Origin of the sequence: Pseudomonas sp. PDM24 (assembly GCF_019218905.1) — a bacterium.
In the GTDB taxonomy this organism is placed as follows: domain Bacteria; phylum Pseudomonadota; class Gammaproteobacteria; order Pseudomonadales; family Pseudomonadaceae; genus Aquipseudomonas.
Window position 1 is genome coordinate 1 of sequence record NZ_JAHUWR010000020.1, and the last position, 594, is coordinate 594.

Annotated in this window: 1 protein-coding gene; it reads right to left on the reverse strand. The window is 62.5% G+C overall.

What is annotated here, in order from left to right; genetic code table 11:
* A partial coding sequence (locus tag KW837_RS28550) for an Ig-like domain-containing protein (RefSeq protein WP_256349083.1) occupies positions 1-594 on the reverse strand: 594 nt, incomplete at both ends.

The following is a 594-nucleotide window of genomic DNA, read 5'->3' on the forward strand; positions in this document are numbered from 1 at the left end:
TGTCGTTGATGCTCGCGCTCGGCGTGAAGGTCGCGGTCCAGGTGATGCCGCCATCGCTGCTGCTCACCGCGGTCAAGGTACCGTTGGTAATGGTCAGGTCCGCGTTGGTGAAGCCGCTGACCGCTTCACTGAAAGTGATGGTCACCAGCGAGGTTTCGCCGATTCTCAGCGCGGTGTCCGTCACCACGATCGTTGCCGTTGGCCGCACTGTATCGATGGCGTAGTTGTTGGAATCGGTGGTGCCGCTGCCCACGTTACCGGTGCCGGCAGCCTGCACGCCAGTGTTGTCCAGGGTGATCAGGTTGGTCGTGTCAGTGATGCTCGCGCTCGGCGTGAAGGTCGCGGTCCAGGTGATGCCGCCGTCGCTGCTGCTCACCGCGGTCAAGGTGCCGTTGGCGATGGTCAGGTCGGCGTTGGTGAAACCGGTCACGGCCTGGTTGAAGGTGATGGTCACCAGTGACGTTTCACCGATTCTCAGCGCATTGTCGGCAACAACGATAGTGGCGGTCGGCAGCACCGTATCGAGGGTGTAGTTGCCGGAGTTGGTGGTGCCGCTGCCCGTGTTGCCGGCCAGATCGGCCACACCGGTATTGT